This window comes from Longimicrobium sp. (genome assembly GCF_036280135.1).
Classification (GTDB): domain Bacteria; phylum Gemmatimonadota; class Gemmatimonadetes; order Longimicrobiales; family Longimicrobiaceae; genus Longimicrobium.
The window spans coordinates 1-15,898 of record NZ_DASURI010000510.1 but is presented as its reverse complement, the minus strand read 5'-3'; the positions used below and the strand labels follow the sequence as shown (position 1 = coordinate 15,898).

Here is a 15,898-nt window from a genome sequence, read left to right as displayed (position 1 = left end):
ATAGGGAACAGGGAATAGGGAATAGCCAGCAACGGCGGGCGAAAGCGGCTCGGACGCGGTGGGTCCGGTCCGTGTCGGACTGGATCGAACCCGGACTCGCTCTCTCTCCGTTCCGGCCGCCGTCATCCCGCTATTCCCTATTTCCTATTCCCTATTTCCTGCCCTTCAGAACGTCCAGAACCCCGACAGGCTCAGCGCCCGGTACCGGTAATCCGCCGACGCCGCGGCCGGCGAAAGCTGGTTCAGCCCCGTGTTGGCGAACACGCCGCTCAGCACCACGCGCCGGCCGGGAGAGAACAGGTACGCCACGCTCCCCGTTCCCCGCAGCGATCCGCCGGGGTCGCCGTCGCTGCGCACCTGCTGGATGCCCGGCGCTAGCTCGGCGTTCAGGCTCCAGTGGCGCCACTCGCGCAGCCACCGCGCCGTGAGCTCGCCCAGGCCGTAGAAGTCCGGGTCAAAGTAGCCCAGGTTCTCGTCCCGCTCGAAGCCGAACGCGCGGAACCCCAGGCCGATAGTCAGCGGGGGCGAGACCCGGCGGGCCACGGCCAGCGAGCCGTTGATCCGCCGGTTGGCGCCCCGGCCGGCGCTGTCCTCGCGCGTCTGGAACGCCGCCGTCCCCGCCCCCGCCGACACCGTCCACCCCTGCGCGGGCGTCCACCCCAGCCCGGCCGAGAACTCGTCCAGGAACACCTCGTTGCGGATGAGCGCCGCGCTGCCGTCCAGCGCGTAATGCGCGTAGCCCGCGCTGCCCGTCACCGCGAACCGCCCCGGCGACGTCACGCCCAGCCGGTACGTGGGGATGGGATCGTGGTCGTCCACGTCGTACAGGCTCGTGCCCACCGTGCCCGTGACGCCCCACCCGGGCTCCGCCTGCAGCCACAGCGTGCCTGCCACGCCCAGCGACTGCCATTCCGCGGGATCGGACTCGTCCGTGGCGAGGCGGCGGTACAGGTCGACGCGCACCTCCGTCCGCGGGCTCAGCGGGCGAAAGGCGGAGGAGACGGACGCCGTGCCGATCTCGTTGCCGTCCGAGTCCCACTCGCTCACGTACGACCCGCTGGCCCGCGGCGCCACGGCCTGCCGCGCCCAGCGCAGGGCCTCGCGCGCGTCGCGGTCCGTCGGCGCGATGGACGTCGCCCGCCGCGCCGCCTGCAGCGCGGACGCGTCGCGGCCCTGCCAGCGCAGCGTCTGCGAAAGGCCCACCCACGCGGCCGCGTCGTTGGGGTTCCGCGCGATCACGTCGCGCCAGCGCCGCTCCGCCACGACCAGGCGGCCGCCCCACGCCGCCGTCCGCGCCAGGCCCCGCAACGCCTCTGCGTTGGTGGGCTCCAGGGCGAGCACCCGCTGGTACACCACCTCCGCGCTGTCCAGCCGCGACGCCCACGCCAGCACCGTCCCCAGCCCCAGCAGGGCCTCGGTGTCGCGGGGGTTCTGCGTCAGGATGGAGTCGTACGCCGCCACGGCCGCGTCAAAGCGCGACGCCCACGACAGCACGCGCGCCCGGCTGAGCCCGATCGACCGGTCGTCCGGCGTGATCTCCTGCAGGCGGCCGTACGTGGCCAGCGCCTCGTCGTAGTTGCCGGCCCACGACTCGAACTGCGCGCGGGCCTGCAGGGCCGGGAGAAAGCCGGGGTCCTGCGCCAGCAGCGGGTCCAGCGCCCGCGCGGCCGCGGCCGGGTCGCCGCGCCAGGCCAGCACGCGCGCCCGGTCCACCTGCGCCTCGCGGTTGGCGGGGTCGATCCGCAGCAGCCGGTCGAACAACGCCAGCGACTCGGGATACCGCTCCGCCCACGCGCGGATCAGCGCCACCCGGTGCAGCGCCGTCACGTCCGACGAGTCCGCCGCCAGCCGCGCCTCGTACAGGGGCGTGGCGGCCGCGATGTCACCCGCGGCCCAGGCGCGGTCCGCCTCGTCCTGGGCGCGCGCGGGGGCGGCCCAGGCCAGCAGGAGCAGGCAAAGGAGGAGCGTGCGCCTCATCGGCCGCCCTCGCGGAAGACGGAGGGCTGGATGGTGCGATACGTCTCGCGCATGGCGTCGTACACCGGGCGGGCGCGCTCGCGGTAGCGCGGCTCCTCCCACGTGGGCCAGGTGAACGACGCCACGTCGGCCGCGCGGCCGCTGGCGGGCCACTGGCGCCAGGTGGAGCCGGTGCGCGCGGCGGCCAGGATGCGGATCCCCTCCACCGTCGTCGTGCCGAACTCGCCGGGGATCTGCCCCTCGGGGTCCTGCAGCACGCGGCGCTCGCTGGGATCCGTGAAGTTCAGCAGCATCCAGGGGATGCGCACCTCCAGCACGCCGTCGCCGCGCTCCCACAGGCCGTCCGGCGGCCCGCCGCGCCACAGGATGCCGCGGTCGTATCCCAGGGCCGCGAACTCCGTCCCGTCCCGGCCAAAGCGCCGGCGGTTGGTGACCACCCGCAGCGAGTCGTATACGCCGTCCTCGTTGGGCTGCGTGCGGTACGGCCGCTTGAAGCGCTGCTGGAAGCGGCCCCAGAAGTAGCCCGGGAGCGCGTCCTCGATGTCCGGCGGCGGCGTGGGCTGGCCGGGAATGATGTTGATCTCGTCGATGGCGAACGGGTTGGACGGCGGGTCCACCACCAGCCGCACCTCGTCCTCGCGCGCCGTCAGGGCGAACTCCAGCCCCACGGGCAGGCGCTGCCCCACGCGGCCCGGCCAGCGGAAGTCACCCGCCTCGGGCTTGAGGATGTCGAAGCCCAGCATCAGCTCCTCGGGCAGGCGGCCGTTGGCGCCCTCGAAGAAGAGCCACAGGTACCCCTCGTCCGCCGCCGCGCGCACGGTGCCCTCCGCCGTCTGGTACAGGGCCGGCATCCGCCGCCACGACGCCGTGCGCTGGGCCAGGGTGGCGCCGGGCACCACCTCGCCCGGGTCCTCGGCCAGCATCCCGTAGTGCTGCTCGGCGTCCAGGCGGTTGTACCACAGGCGGTTGCGCTCCAGCGGGATCTCGAACTCGATGACGATCCAGTTCTTCTTGAACCACTCGTCGATCCAGGCGAAGATGGCGCCGCCGGCCATCCCGCTCTCCGCGATCTCGCGGGTAAGGCGGGCGTTGACCTCGGCCATCTGCGCCTCGTTGTGGCCGCCGTGGTGCCACCCCTGCGGCTGCAGGTGCGCGCTGCCGATGCTGGCCGGCACGCCGTACTCGCTGATGACCACGGGCATGTGGTCGTGGTGCCGCTTGAGCTCCGTCAGGTAGCCAAAGTAGTTGCTGCGCCCCTCGGACGACGACGTGCGGTTGTACCCCGGGTCCAGCACCATGAAGTCCGGGTAGTACGGATACGCGTGGTAGCTCGCGAAGTACCCCGCGGGGAACGCGGCCGTGGGCGTGACGAGGTTGGCGTCCAGCCCCGTGGCGTCGTTGTCGTACTCCAGGGGCCGCGCGTCCACCCGCTCGCCCAGGCGCTGGCGGATGGCGATCTCCTCCGCCACGGTGGACTCGGTGGGATGCGTGAGCGGGTCCAGCGTGGGCCAGTTGGTGTAGGCGACGGGCCGCTGGGCGCGGTAGGTGTCCGTCTCGTAGGCGATGATGTACTCGCTGGCCTTGCCCAGCCACGCGTCCATGGGCGTGCCGCCCTCCACGGTGAGGAAGCGGCCGCGGTGGCCGCGCATCTCCGGGTGCAGCTCGTTGAACGCCACGACGGAGAACGGCTCCCACTCGCGGCCGATGATGTACGCCAGCACCCAGGGCGACACGTCGGCCGTGTAGTATCCGCCGGCGTGGCCGGGGCGCACGGGGACGTCGGCGCGGCCGTGCAGCAGGTCCACCACGCGGCGCATCTCCTGGAAGAACTCGCCCTCCCACTCGGGGTTGGCGAAGTCGTCCTCGGGCGGCAGCTCGGCCCACACGCCGTGGATGACCCACAGGGGCGCGTCGGGGTGGGCGCGGTTCCATTCGTACAGGGCGCCGTAGAAGTGCGGCGGATGGATGGTGTACACGCGTACGGTGTTGGCGCCCATGGCGGCCATTCCCTCGATCCAGCGCACGTACGTCATGCTGTCGGGAAACTCGCTGGGATGCTTGCCGGGCAGGGCCGCGCCCAGGTTGACGCCCTTGATGTAGAACGGCTCCCACCCGCGGGCCGTGCGCACCTCGAACCGGTCGCGGTTGGTGCGCGCGGGATACGCGAGCTCCGCCGGAAGGACGAGGGGCGGGCGCACGGGCGCGGCGGCGGGCGGCGGTCCCAGCCGGGCCAGGAAGTCGCGCGCGTCGGCGTTGCTGGGGTCGATGGCCTGCGCGCGGGTGAACGCGGCGCGGGCGGCCTCTCGGTCGTCCGAGCGCCACGCGGAGATGCCCAGGCCCACGAGCGCGTCCACGTTGCGGGGCGCGTCGGCCACGACGCCCTCGAAGAGGCGCCGGGCCTCGGCCGTGCGGTCCTGGCGCAGCTCCACGTAACCCAGCCCCGTGCGGGCGCCCTCGTGGCGCGGGCAGGCGCGCAGGGCGGCCTCGAAGGCCGTGCGGGCGGCGGCCATGTCGCCGCCGCGGTAGGCCGTCCAGCCGCGGTCGGCGGCGGGGTTGCCGGCCGCGGGGCACTCCTGTGCGGCGGCGGGCGCCGCGTCCGCGCCGTGCGTGGCGAGCGTGCCGCCCGCGAGCGCGCCCGCCAGGGCGAGCGCCAGCGCGCGGCGGTGGGTCCAGCGACTGCGGTGCGGCGCCATCCACTCCATGGTCCCTCTTCCCTTCTGGTTCATCGTCCCGTCCACCCGTCCACGTCCACCGTCCGACTGCCGGCCATCGTGGGCGCCGAGTCCGTGCCGCCCAGCGAAGTGTGTCTCGCCCGCGGAGGGCCCCCTCCCCCCGGCCCCCTGCCCCCGCTTCGCGGGGGAGGGGGAGAACTGCTCTCGGTGAGGCAGGGTCCGCGCCGGGAGCAACCCGCCCCGCGCTGGGTCTGGGGTGTACACCCTCTCCCGCGCAGTTTGCGGGAGAGGGTGCGAGCGACAGCGAGCGGGTGAGGGCCCCCCGCCGTTGCAGGCTATTCCCTATTCCCTGTTCCCTATTCCCTGCCGTTCGCCGTCACTTCACCGCCTGCGGCGCCTGGAACCCCCGCCGCTCCATGCTCCCCCACGACTTGCTGCCGCGCATGAAGTTCCAGATCCCCTTGAGCCGCCAGATCACCGTGAGCTGGCGAAAGCCCAGGTTTTCCACGAACGCCCACAGCACCAGCAGCACGCGGTCCTTGAAGCTGTCGTAGCGGTGGAACGACGCCTCCTCCATCACCAGCGTGGCCACGGTGAGCACGGAGCCCAGGCCGTACGCCATCAGGAAGAAGAGGATGGCGAACGGCACGTCGATGGCGCCCACCACCAGCCCCAGCAGCAGGCCGATGAGGCCCACCAGCTCCACCACCGGCGCCAGCAGCTCCACGATGACGAAGTACGGGTAGACCACCAGCCCCATGGCTCCGTACTTGGGGTTGAACATCACGCCGCGGTGGCGCCACAGCACGTCCGCCAGGCCGCGGTGCCAGCGGTCGCGCTGGCGGCCCAGCACGCGCGTGGTCTCGGGCGCCTCGGTCCACGCCACGGGGTCCGGCACGAACGCGATGGCGTGGGGCCCGTGCTCCTCGTAGCCAATGCGCCGCAGCCGCAGCGCCAGCTCCATGTCCTCGCCCACCGTGGCGTGCTCGTACCCGCCCGCCGCGATCATCGACGCGCGCCGGAACAGGCCAAACGCGCCGGAGATGATGAGGTTGCCCCCCAACCGGTTCCATCCCAGCCGGCCGAAGAGGAACGCCCGCAGGTACTCCACCACCTGCACCCCCGGCAGCAGCTTGCGGGGGGCGCGGGCCCGCGTCACCCGGCCGCTCTCCACGAGCGAGCCGTTGGCGATGCGGATGGTGCCGCCCGCCGCCACCACGTCGTCGCGCTCCAGGAACGGCCGCACCATCCGCTGCAGCGAGTCCGGCTCGATGAGCGTGTCGGCGTCGATGGCGCAGACGAGCTCGCCCGTGGCGAAGTTGAGCCCGGCGTTCAGCGCGTCGGCCTTGCCCCCGTTCACCTTGTCGATGACCACGAGGTTGGGGTAGAGCCGCGAGCGGTACAGGCCGATGACGTCCTTGGAAGGGATACGCTTCTGGTAGATGGGATGGATGGGCGACAGGTCGAAGGTGTCCACCAGCACCGCCATGGTGGTGTCCTTGGACCCGTCGTTCACGACGACGACCTCGAGGTTGGGATAGTACAGGGCCAGCAGCGCCCGCACGCTCTCCGCCACCGTGGCGCCCTCGTTGTACGCCGGCGCCAGCATGCTGATGCTGGGCACCACGCGCGAGCCCATCAGCCGCCAGCGGGCGCGGCCGCGCGAGAGCATCACGTACTCGCGCATCTCGATGCCGGCGCTCACCAGCAGCAGCATGTACCAGCCGTTCACCAGCAGGAAGTAGACGAGGATCGCCCACTCCAGCCGCACCAGGACGAGCGACGCGATCTCTCCGGCGCTCACGTCCACCGTTCCCGGTTGGCGGATGATTCCGGCAGGTCCAGCACCTGCCGCGAGATGTCGGCCGCGAAGGGGTCGGAGTCGCCCAGCCCCTTGCGCAGGTAGAGGATGCCCGGGCTGCCCAGCCGCCGCAGGGCCAGCGCGCTCTGGCTGCGGACGATCCACGCGCGGTCCCGCAGCAGCGGCGCGATGACGGACGCCGACGGCCAGTGCCCCAGCCGTCCCAGGGCGGCCGCCGCGGCGGCGCGGACCTCCGCGTCCTCGTCCTGCACCAGCGCCTGCAGCCGGCCCACGGCCTCCTCGCTGCCCACGGCGCCGGCGAGCGCCGCGGCCCGGGCGCGCACGTACGGCAGCGGGTCCCCGCACAGGCGCATGGCCGGCCCGGCAAAGCGCACGTCGGGCATGCCCGCGGCCACGTCCAGCGCGGGCTCGGCGTGGCGGCCGTTGTGGCGCTCCAGGTAGCGGGCCAGGGGAGCGATGGCGTCCGGGCCCACGCGCAGCAGGCTGTCGCGGACGACAAAGGTGCCGTAGCGGTCCGTGCGGGGCAGCAGCTTTACCAGCCGCTCGATCAGGTCGGGGGTGGGATGGGTGCCCACCCACTCCACGGCCTCCGTGCGCACGGCGGGGTGCGGGTCCTCCAGCAGGGGCGGGACGATGGCGTCGCCGCCGCCCACGGCCGACAGCAGGCGGACGCCGTGCAGGCGGTCGCGCCAGTCGCGGCTGGCGGCCATCCGCTCCGCCACGGGGATCAGGCCGATCTCGCGGGCCAGCTGCGCCAGCTGGTCACGGCTTTGTCCCGTGATGCTGGGCACCAGCTCCGTGAACAGGCGGATCTGCTGGCGCACGGGAAGCCCGCGCAGCACGGCCTCGTCCGGGCGTGTGAGGCGGCCCGTGCGCACCACCTCCAGCAGCGCGCGGCGTCCCTTCTCCACCGGCACGGCCCACCGCCGCTCGCGCCGCTGCGCCAGCCACGCGTGCCCAAAGAGCATGATGAGCGAGAGGACGAGGATCACCCCCTCGGCGATCAGCGCCGATTCGACGAGGAAGCGTGGCGTCATCGGCCCGCCTCCCGTCCCGCGATGACGATCCGCCGGGTCGAAGCCGGCGTATCCATCACCCGATCGCGATCGCGCCTGACCTCGCCGAGATCCGCGGAATCCACCCGGTCCAGGAGATCGGCCGACCCCGCCGCGTCCGCAACGCCAGTGTGGGGGAACGCGCCCAATCGGAAAGGGAGCGGATGCGCCCGCATGGCGCCGAGCGAATGAGTTCGCCGCTGGAAGGGCACCAAGTCCGCCTTCGCGGACCGCGCGGGCGAGCCCCTGCCCTGTCGCCGGCCTCCGACAACGAGCACGGCCTTCTCCCCCGCTCCGCGAGGAGCGAAGGGGGAGAAGGCCGCGTCGCGGGTGTACGTCCGCGAAACCGCGCGTCGGCGGCGGTGCCTGCCCACGCGAGGGCTCGGCATGACCATCGGATCGATCGTCATCCTCATGCCCGGAGCGCCCGGCGGATGCGCTGCAGCAGCACGGGCACGCTGAACGGCTTGCTCACGTGGTCGAACGCGCCCAGCTCCAGGGCACGCACCACCTCGGCCTCGTGCGTGCGCACGGTGAGGACGATCACCCGCGTGCGCTCCAGCAGCCGCTCGCGGGCCATCACCCGCAGCACGCCCAGGCCGTCCAGCCCGGGGAGGTCCACGTCCAGCAGCACCGCGCGGGCGCGCAGCTCCGGCGCCGTGCCCGTCAGCAGGCGGGCGGCGCGCTCGCCGTTGTCCACCCACTCGTGGCGCAGGCCGCGCGTCTCCAGGGCGTGCTGCAGCAGCCGGGCGATGGCGGGATCGTCCTCCACCACCAGCACGTCCACCGTGCGCGGGCCCTCGCCCTGGCCGGGCGTCCACCCGGAGGGGAGCACGCGGTCGCGGCCGGCGGCCTTGGCGGCGTACATGGCCGCGTCCGCCGCGCGATACAGGCTCTGCAGGTCGCGCCCGTCGGAATCGAACTCCGCCACGCCCGCGCTGAACGTCACCTGGAACGGCTCGCCGGACGGGGACTTGAACGGCTCCTCGCGCAGCACCTCCAGGGCCTCGGCCAGGCGCTGCACGCCGTCGGCCTTGTCCATCCCGTACATCCCCACGACGAACTCCTCGCCGCCCCAGCGCGCCACCACGTCCTCGGCCCGAAAGCGCTTCTGCAGCAGGCGCGCGACGCGGGAGAGCACCTCGTCGCCCACGGCGTGGCCGCAGCGGTCGTTGACCTGCTTGAAGCAGTCCAGGTCCACGATGCCGAACGCCAGGGGGTCTCCCTGCCCCGCCGCCAGGCGAAGAAAGCGCTCCAGCACCTCCTCGGAGCCGCGGCGGTTGGGCACGCCCGTCAGGGCGTCCGTCTCGGCCAGGGAGCGCTGCAGGCGCACGCGCTCCAGCCGGTTGTGGATGCGCGCCCCCAGCTCGGGCCCCACGAACGGCTTGCTGACGAAGTCGTCCGCGCCGGCGGCGAACACGGCCTGCACGGTGGTGGGGTCCGCGCGGGAGGTGAGAAAGACGACGGGCACGCTCTTCCAGCGCGGGTCGTTGCGCAGCACGCGGCACAGCTCCAGGCCGTTCACCCGCGGCATGTCCACGTCCAGCAGCACCACGTCGGGCGCGGACGACTCCAGGGCCTCCCAGAACCGCTCCGGCTCGGCCAGGGCCTCCACCCGCACGCCGTGCGGCTCCAGGACAAAGCGCACGGCCTCGAGGATGGAGGGATCGTCGTCCACGGCCAGCACGGTGGCGGAGCGCCGCTCGTCGGGCTTGAGCAGGGGCTCCACGGCGTCGATGGCGCGGGCCGGCGCCAGCGGTTTGCGCAGGAACCCGCGTCCGCCCAGCCGCGCCACCTCCACGCGGTCCGTGAAGGCGTCGCTGCGGGTGAAGACGATGGAGGGCACGGGGGGAAAGCGGTCCGAGAGCGCGCGCAGCAGCTCCATCCCGCCCTCCACGCTGATGTCCAGCAGCGCCGCGTCGGGGCGGGCGGCGGCCAGCAGCGAGCGCGCCTCGCCCATGGTGTGGACCACGGCGGGGCGCAGGCCGCGGGCGTGTGCCTCCATGGCCAGCCGGCTGGCCGTCTCGCGGTCCTCGTCCACGATGAGCAGCGTGGGCAGGTCCGCCTCGGCCGCGGGGGGGCCGCCGTCCTCCGCGGGGCCGCCGGGCAGCCACGGCGCGGTCTCCGCCGGGCGCGCGGGCGGCGGCGGCGCGGGGGCGGCGCCCATGGGGGTGGCCGTGCCGGAAAGCTCCTGGCGGATGGCCACGGCCAGGTCCGCCAGGCGCAGCGCGTCCGCCTGCCCGGGCGCATTGGGGCCGCCCAGCATGGTCTCGGCCTCGCGCGACAGGCGCGACGCCTCCGCGAAGCCGAAGGTGCCCACGGAGCCGGCCAGCTTGTGGGCCTCGCGCTCCGCCTCGCGCCGTGCCTCGCGGTCCAGCCTGCCCTCCAGCAGCCCCAGCGCGGCGGATTCCAGCACGTCCACGCGGGCCATCACCTGGTCGCGGTACTTGGCCCACACGCTGGCCACGGCCGCGTTGAGCCCCGCCGCCGCGGCCCCGCCGCCCGCGGCCGGCGCCGGGGCGCCCAGGCCCAGGCGCTCCATGGCCTCGCGGACGAGCGCCTCGCGGTCCAGCGGGTGATGAAAGACGCGGGCGACGCCAGCCTCGCGAAAGGTGTCGCCCAGGGCCAGCGCCTGCTCCGACGTGGCCGTGACGAGCACGACCAGCCCGGCCATGGTCACGCGCAGCCGCGCGAACGCCTCCACGAGCGCGTCGTCCTCCTCCAGCCACGAGGCGTCCACGGCGGCGAGCGTCCACGGCTCGCGGCGCAGCGCGTCGGCCGCGTCACGCGGGGACGGCTGGTCTTCGACCATGGCGCCGGCCAGGCGCCGGGCCAGCAGCCCGGGGACGTCCGGGGGCAGGCCCGCGACGAGGACCTTGTTCATGGCCGGCTCCGCGTGGGGAGGGCGAGTTCCGGCGCGAAGGAACCGCGGGTTACAGGGGACGGGTTACAGGGGACAGCCCGCAACGACCGCCCCCGCCGTCCGCCGTCCGCGGCACGCGTGGCCCGGGTCCGCGACGGGCGGCGGCCGGGGGCCGATCCGCAGTGGGTGGCCGTCCCCTGTCCCCTGTCCCCTGTCCCCCGCGGTTCATCCCCGGGGGAACCCGGCGCCGCGCCCATCACCCCGCCCATCCCAGGACCCCCCGCACCTCGTCCGCCAGCGACATGGGATCGAACGGCTTGGCCAGGATGCCCGCCACGCCCAGGTCGTCGAAGCGGCGCCGGTCGGCGGCCTGCACCTTGGCCGTGAGCAGGATCACGGGGATGTCGGCCGTCTCGGGCGCGGCCTTGAGGGCGCGGGCCGTGGCGGGGCCGTCCATCCCCGGCATCATCACGTCCAGCAGGATGGCGTCGGGGCGCTCCGCCGCCGCCACGCGCAGGGCGTCCGCCCCCGACGGCGCCGTGTGCACCTCCCACCCGGCCGTCATCTCCAGCGACATCTGCGCGACCTCGCGGATGTCGTCCTCGTCGTCCACCAGCAGGATCTTGCGGCTCATTGTGCGGTCGTCGTGTGGCGCGCGGGCGCGATGCGGTTGAGCAGCGACACCACGCGCTTTTCGAATTCGTCCGGCGAAACCCGTCCCTTGGTCAGGAACTCCGTGTGGCCCAGGCGCAGCCGCTCGCGGTCGTCCTCCTCCAGCTCGCGGGCCGTGTACACCACCATGGGAATGCCGCGCAGGGCGTCGCTGCCCCGCAGGGAATCCACCACCCAGTAGCCGTCGCCGTGGGGCAGCCCCAGGTCCAGCACCAGCAGGTCCGGCGCGGCGCGGCGCACCTGCTCCACGGCCTCTACCCCCGTGGGGGCGTGCAGCGCCTCGATGCCGTGCCGGCCAAACACCTCCAGCAGCACCCGGGCAAGGTCCGGGTCGTCCTCCACCAGCAGCACCCGGCGCGGCTTCCAGCGCACGCTCACGGCCTCTTCCAGCGCGTGCAGCAGCCCCTGCTCCTTGAACGGCTTTTCCACCCAGTCCACCACCTCGCGGGTGTGCTGCACCCGCGGCATGGGCTTGAGGGCGCTCAGGATGACGACGGGGATGGACCGCGTGTCGGGCCGCTGCCGCAGGGCCGTGAGCGTGTCGGAGCCCGTCATCCCGGGCATCATCATGTCCAGCAGGATGGCGTCGGGGTGCAGCCGCACGGCCTCGCGCACGGCCGTCTGCCCGTCCTGCACGCCCACCGTGCGGTAGCCCCACCCGCGCAGGATCTCCTCCACGACGATCAGCACCGACGAATCGTCATCGCACACCAGGATGAGCGGGCCCTCGCCGTCGTCGGCCTCCACGGGCCGCGGCTCGGGGACAAAGGGCGCGGGAAGGGTGAAGGTGAAGGTGCTTCCCTCCCCCGGCTGGCTCTCCACCCAGATGCGCCCCCCGTGCTGCTGGACGATGCTGCGGCAGATGGCCAGCCCCAGCCCCGTGCCCCCCTTGTCGCGCGCGTCCGACGAGTCCACCTGGCTGAAGCGCTCGAAGATGCTTTCCAGCCGGTCGGCGGGAATGCCGCGCCCCTGGTCGCGCACCCGGAACACCACCTCGCCGTCGCCGCGCTCCACCGTGAGCGAAACTTCGGCACCCGGCGGGGAGAACTTGATGGCGTTGGACAGCAGGTTCGTGAGCACCTGGAGAATGCGGTCCGGGTCCGCCTCCAGGGGCTGCCGGTCCGCCCATGCGTACAGCTTGACCCCCAGCTTCTCGGCCATGGCCGACATCACGTCTACGGACTGGTGGGCCAGGTCGGATGCATCCACGGCCCGCAGCTCCATGGTCACGCGGCCGCTCTCGATGCGCTCGATGTCCAGGATGTCGTTGATGAGCCGCACCAGCCGGTCGGTGTTCTGCACGGCGATCTCCAGCATCCGCCGCCCCTTCTCGGGCACCTCGCCCATCTTGCCGGCGGCCAGCAGCCCCAGCGACCCGCGGATGGAGGTAAGGGGCGTGCGCAGCTCGTGGCTCACGACGGAGACGAACTCGTCCTTCATCCGCTCCACCTCGCGGCGCTCCGTCACGTCGCGAAAGGTGACCACGGCGCCCGTGATGCGCCCGTCCTCCACGATGGGCGTGCTGGCGTACTCCACGGGGAACGAGGTGCCGTCGGCCCGGCGAAAGACGGCGTCCTTGACCTCGCGGGCCACGCCGGAGCCCAATGTGGCCCGGACGGGGTTCACGCCCTCGCCGCCGGCCTCGGCCGCGCCCATGCCCAGCACGGCCTCGAACGGCCGGCCGATGACGTCGTCGGGCGAGCGGCCCAGCATGCGCGCGGCGGCGGGGTTCAGGAAGAGCGTGTAGCCCTGGGGGTCCAGGCCGTAGATGCCCTCGGCGGCCGCGTCCAGGATGAGCTCGTTTTGCCGGCTGATGCGGACGAGGGCGTCGCGGGCCAGGGCGCGCTCGGCCACCTCGCCCTCCAGGGCGTGGTTGAGCTCCGCCAGGCGTCGCGTGCGGCGGTGTACCATGAGGGCCGTGGCGATGGCCAGGCCGATGGCCAGCAGCGAGCCGGCCAGCAGCAGCAGGCGCGTGCGCCGCTCCAGCGACCCCGCGCGGTCCGCCCGCTCGCGCAGCAGCCCCGACTCCGCCGACTCCACCTCGTCCATGGCCCGGCGAACGCGCTCCACGGCCTCGCTGCGCACGGCGGCGCTGCGGGGGTCCGACGCCACGGCGATGGCCTGGTCGCGCGTGGTCTCCGGGCGCAGCACGCCGCTCTCGGCCTGCAGCCGCAGCCAGTCGCGGGCGGCCCGCTCGGCGGCGTCCAGGCGCCGCTGCTGCGCGGGGTTGTCGCGGGTGAGCCGGCGCAGCACGGGGCTTTGCCGCTGCAGCACGCCCAGGCCGGCGCGCCACTGCTCCAGGAAGCGCGGGTCGCGCGTCAGGGCGTAGCCGCGAAAGCCCGACTCCATCTCGGCGATGCCCTCCTGCACCTCGTGGGTGGCGTCGAGCACCTGGTAGGTGTGCAGGGACCAGCGGTTGGCCGACGACAGGCCGCGGAACGTCTCGTTGGCGAGCACGATCAGCAGCACCACCACCGCGAGCAGGAACGCGAAGGTGAGGACGAACCGGCGGGACCTCAGGGAGCGGTGGGGCATTCCGTTTCCGTGTGCGCGGCGCGCATCCATTCCCAAAACCGCGAAAATAGACCGGCCAACCTTATGCAAGCCTTGGCTGCTGTCAACCGTCGTGGGCCGCGCATCACACCCGTGATGGCCCCAGGGTTGTGCTGGGATTGCGTCAGGCAAACATCGTACTCAAACACGTGCGCCCCCACCGGGACAAATCCCGGCGGGGGCGCGATGCCGTTGGGGCAAAACCGGTTATTCCTCGTCCCCGCCGCCGGCCTGCAGGCGCGCTTCCACGAACTCCACGCCCTCGGGGGTGATGGCGTACTGCTTACGGGCCTGGCGGGTGGTGCCCATCTTCTTCTTCTGCACCATCAGGGGCGGCTTGGCCCGCAGGTTGGACTCGATGGCGCGGGTGATGTTGGGCACGGGAATGCCGGCGCGCTTGAGCTCGGCATTGATGGCCTGGCTGGTGACGGTCTTGTCGGCCTTGCCGCGGGAGAGCGTGTACGCGCCCATGAGGGCGCGCTCGGCCATGGTCTCGGGCGACCACTGGCCCAGCAGGCTGCCCATCTGCACGCCGCGGCGGGGGCCGCGTCGCCCCGTGCCGCTGCCGCGCGGGCGGCCCGGCCGGCGGCGCGGGGCTTCTTCCTCGCCGCCTTCGGCCTCGTCGCCGCCCGTGGAGGCCGCCGCGGGGGCACGGCGCGGACGCGCGGCGGGCGCGCCGAACGCGCGCTCCAGCAGCAGGTCGCGGGCGCGCTCCTTGAGCACGGGGTCGTAGCTCGATATTGCGGCGTTGATCTCGTCCAGCAGTTCTTTGACCTGCCTGAGGTCTTCCATGATCTCTCCCTGGCGAGCGTATCCGGCCGCGCGGACGGGGAAGGACGGGCCCGTGCGGCGGACGTGAGCGGCGAGCGTTGGATGCAATGTTGCCGTAGGCGCAACATTTAAACCGCTTCTTGCACCGCCGTCAAGTATTCTCTGTACGACTCCGCCCCGAAGCACACCATGATCACCCTGTGAGGGAGGGGGTTTTCGGCCAGGAATGCGGCCGCCTCTCGGGCCGCAATGCGCGCCGCGCGATGCACCGGAAAGCGGTACACGCCCGTGCTGATGGCGGGGAACGCCACCGTGCGCAAGTCCTTGTCCCGCGCGATCTTGAGCGATTCGCGATAGCAGCTGGCCAGCAGGTCGTCCTCGCCGGCTTGACCGCCCTGCCATACGGGGCCCACGGTATGGATCACCCATCGCGCGGGAAGCCGGTAGCCGCGCGTGATCTTGGCCTGTCCCGTCCTGCATCCGTGCAGCATGCGGCACTCCTGCACGAGCTCGGGCCCGGCGGCGCGGTGGATGGCGCCGTCCACGCCCCCGCCGCCCAGCAGCGACGTGTTGGCCGCGTTGACGATGGCGTCCACGTCGAGCTTCGTGATGTCGCCCTGCACCACCTCGATGCGCTCCGAAAGCGGCTCGGTCATGTCCATGTGGGTCCGTGTGTGACAAACGTCGCAATCAGGATGACATTTTTACGTCGAAGTACATCGCGGATTACTTGCCGATCCCTGCCGGGTGGGATCGTCAGCCCTGGCTCAGGCCCGCGCGGGCGCCCCCTCCGGGCTCACGGGGCTCGCCCACCTCCCCCAAAAACCCCTGGGGGAGGTTGAACTGCGTTTTCGTCACCCACGCCTCACGGGGCGTCGTATGACGCAGGAATCAACGAAAGGCGAGATCAAGCAGTTCTCCCCCTCCCCCGCGAAGAGAGGGTCGGGGGAGGGGGCCCTCGGCGGGCCGGCAGACCCCCCGCCGCAGTGCAGGGTCTGTGATCCTCCCTTCCCCCACGCCGTTTGTGGGGGAAGGGCCGGGATGGGGGGCGCTCCACTGCCGGCGCGATCCGTCCCATCTCCGCTGGATTCGCCCCTACGCCACCGCCGCCTCCACCGCGCCGGCGACGTCCCCGCGACCGAAGGCAGCCTCCTCGCCCTGGGCAGCGCGCATCGCGAGGCCGCGCGTGGTGACGAGGGCGGCGCCGGCGTCCGTCCAGCGGCGCAGGCTCTCGACCTCGGGCTCGATGCCCAGGCCCCACGTGGCGTCGGTGACGAGCGTGACGGGCACGCCGCGCAGGGGATCCAGCATCCCCTCCACCGCGCCCTTGACGCACACGTCCCGCGCCACGCCGATCACGTACACCTCCACGTCGCCGCCCAGCTGGTCGCGGAGGGCGCGGACTACCTCGGGGTGGGGCCTGCGTTTGGTACCGCCACCAAGGACGGGCTGCCGGCGCCGTTGGGTCCCGCCGGAGTCGGCGCGGTGGCCCGGGCGATCCCCGTGCCGGTCA

The 15,898-nt window shown here is 73.0% G+C and carries 10 protein-coding genes; 1 reads left to right on the top strand and 9 read right to left on the bottom strand.

Annotation, left to right across the window (positions count from 1 at the left end; translation table 11 throughout):
* Positions 1 to 165: 165 nt before the first annotated feature.
* The 9 genes from VFZ20_RS16520 to VFZ20_RS16480 all read right to left on the bottom strand — a co-directional run bounded on the left by VFZ20_RS16520 (position 166) and on the right by VFZ20_RS16480 (position 15,041).
* Positions 166 to 1,977 carry a tetratricopeptide repeat protein gene (locus VFZ20_RS16520; RefSeq protein WP_329685013.1) on the bottom strand — a complete coding sequence of 604 codons (1,812 nt, stop codon included), beginning with the start codon at positions 1,975 to 1,977 and terminating at the stop codon, positions 166 to 168.
* Positions 1,974 to 4,679: a tetratricopeptide repeat protein gene (locus tag VFZ20_RS16515; RefSeq protein ID WP_329685012.1), complete on the bottom strand. Its 2,706-nt coding sequence runs from the start codon at positions 4,677 to 4,679 to the stop codon at positions 1,974 to 1,976. The genes VFZ20_RS16520 and VFZ20_RS16515 overlap by 4 nt, the downstream gene beginning before the upstream one ends.
* Before the next feature lie 346 nt (positions 4,680 to 5,025).
* Positions 5,026 to 6,453, bottom strand: a complete 1,428-nt coding sequence (locus tag VFZ20_RS16510) for a glycosyltransferase family 2 protein (protein ID WP_329685011.1) — start codon at positions 6,451 to 6,453, stop codon at positions 5,026 to 5,028.
* Positions 6,450 to 7,508, bottom strand: a complete 1,059-nt coding sequence (locus VFZ20_RS16505; protein ID WP_329685010.1) for a HEAT repeat domain-containing protein — start codon at positions 7,506 to 7,508, stop codon at positions 6,450 to 6,452. The genes VFZ20_RS16510 and VFZ20_RS16505 overlap by 4 nt, the downstream gene beginning before the upstream one ends.
* Before the next feature lie 430 nt (positions 7,509 to 7,938).
* Positions 7,939 to 10,410, bottom strand: a complete 2,472-nt coding sequence (locus tag VFZ20_RS16500; RefSeq protein ID WP_329685009.1) for a response regulator — start codon at positions 10,408 to 10,410, stop codon at positions 7,939 to 7,941.
* A gap of 235 nt (positions 10,411 to 10,645) precedes the next feature.
* Entirely contained in the window at positions 10,646 to 11,023 is a 378-nt protein-coding gene (locus VFZ20_RS16495) for a response regulator (protein WP_329685008.1), read from the bottom strand.
* The gene (locus VFZ20_RS16490; protein ID WP_329685007.1) at positions 11,020 to 13,596 is read right to left on the bottom strand and encodes an ATP-binding protein; all 2,577 of its coding nucleotides are present in this window, start codon (positions 13,594 to 13,596) and stop codon (positions 11,020 to 11,022) included. The genes VFZ20_RS16495 and VFZ20_RS16490 overlap by 4 nt, the downstream gene beginning before the upstream one ends.
* Before the next feature lie 225 nt (positions 13,597 to 13,821).
* A complete protein-coding gene (locus tag VFZ20_RS16485) occupies positions 13,822 to 14,406 on the bottom strand; it encodes a hypothetical protein (protein ID WP_329685006.1) in 585 nt (194 codons plus the stop codon).
* A gap of 107 nt (positions 14,407 to 14,513) precedes the next feature.
* Complete coding sequence (locus tag VFZ20_RS16480; protein ID WP_329685005.1) at positions 14,514 to 15,041, bottom strand: O-acetyl-ADP-ribose deacetylase; 528 nt, start codon at positions 15,039 to 15,041, stop codon at positions 14,514 to 14,516.
* Between the two features lie 223 nt (positions 15,042 to 15,264).
* On the opposite strand from VFZ20_RS16480, the gene VFZ20_RS32960 reads away from it, so the two are divergent.
* Positions 15,265 to 15,898: thiamine phosphate synthase (locus VFZ20_RS32960; RefSeq protein WP_414682946.1), on the top strand; the 634-nt coding region annotated here is incomplete at its 3' end.

Bases quoted from the DNA above. Each gene is read 5' to 3' on its own strand.
- VFZ20_RS16520 (WP_329685013.1), bottom strand. From the start codon at position 1,977: ATGAGGCGCACGCTCCTCCTTTGCCTGCTCCTGCTGGCCTGGGCCGCC.
- VFZ20_RS16515 (WP_329685012.1), bottom strand. From the start codon at position 4,679: ATGGAGTGGATGGCGCCGCACCGCAGTCGCTGGACCCACCGCCGCGCG.
- VFZ20_RS16505 (WP_329685010.1), bottom strand. From the start codon at position 7,508: ATGACGCCACGCTTCCTCGTCGAATCGGCGCTGATCGCCGAGGGGGTG.
- VFZ20_RS16500 (WP_329685009.1), bottom strand. From the start codon at position 10,410: ATGAACAAGGTCCTCGTCGCGGGCCTGCCCCCGGACGTCCCCGGGCTG.
- VFZ20_RS16495 (WP_329685008.1), bottom strand. From the start codon at position 11,023: ATGAGCCGCAAGATCCTGCTGGTGGACGACGAGGACGACATCCGCGAG.
- VFZ20_RS16490 (WP_329685007.1), bottom strand. From the start codon at position 13,596: ATGCCCCACCGCTCCCTGAGGTCCCGCCGGTTCGTCCTCACCTTCGCG.
- VFZ20_RS16485 (WP_329685006.1), bottom strand. From the start codon at position 14,406: ATGGAAGACCTCAGGCAGGTCAAAGAACTGCTGGACGAGATCAACGCC.
- VFZ20_RS16480 (WP_329685005.1), bottom strand. From the start codon at position 15,041: ATGACCGAGCCGCTTTCGGAGCGCATCGAGGTGGTGCAGGGCGACATC.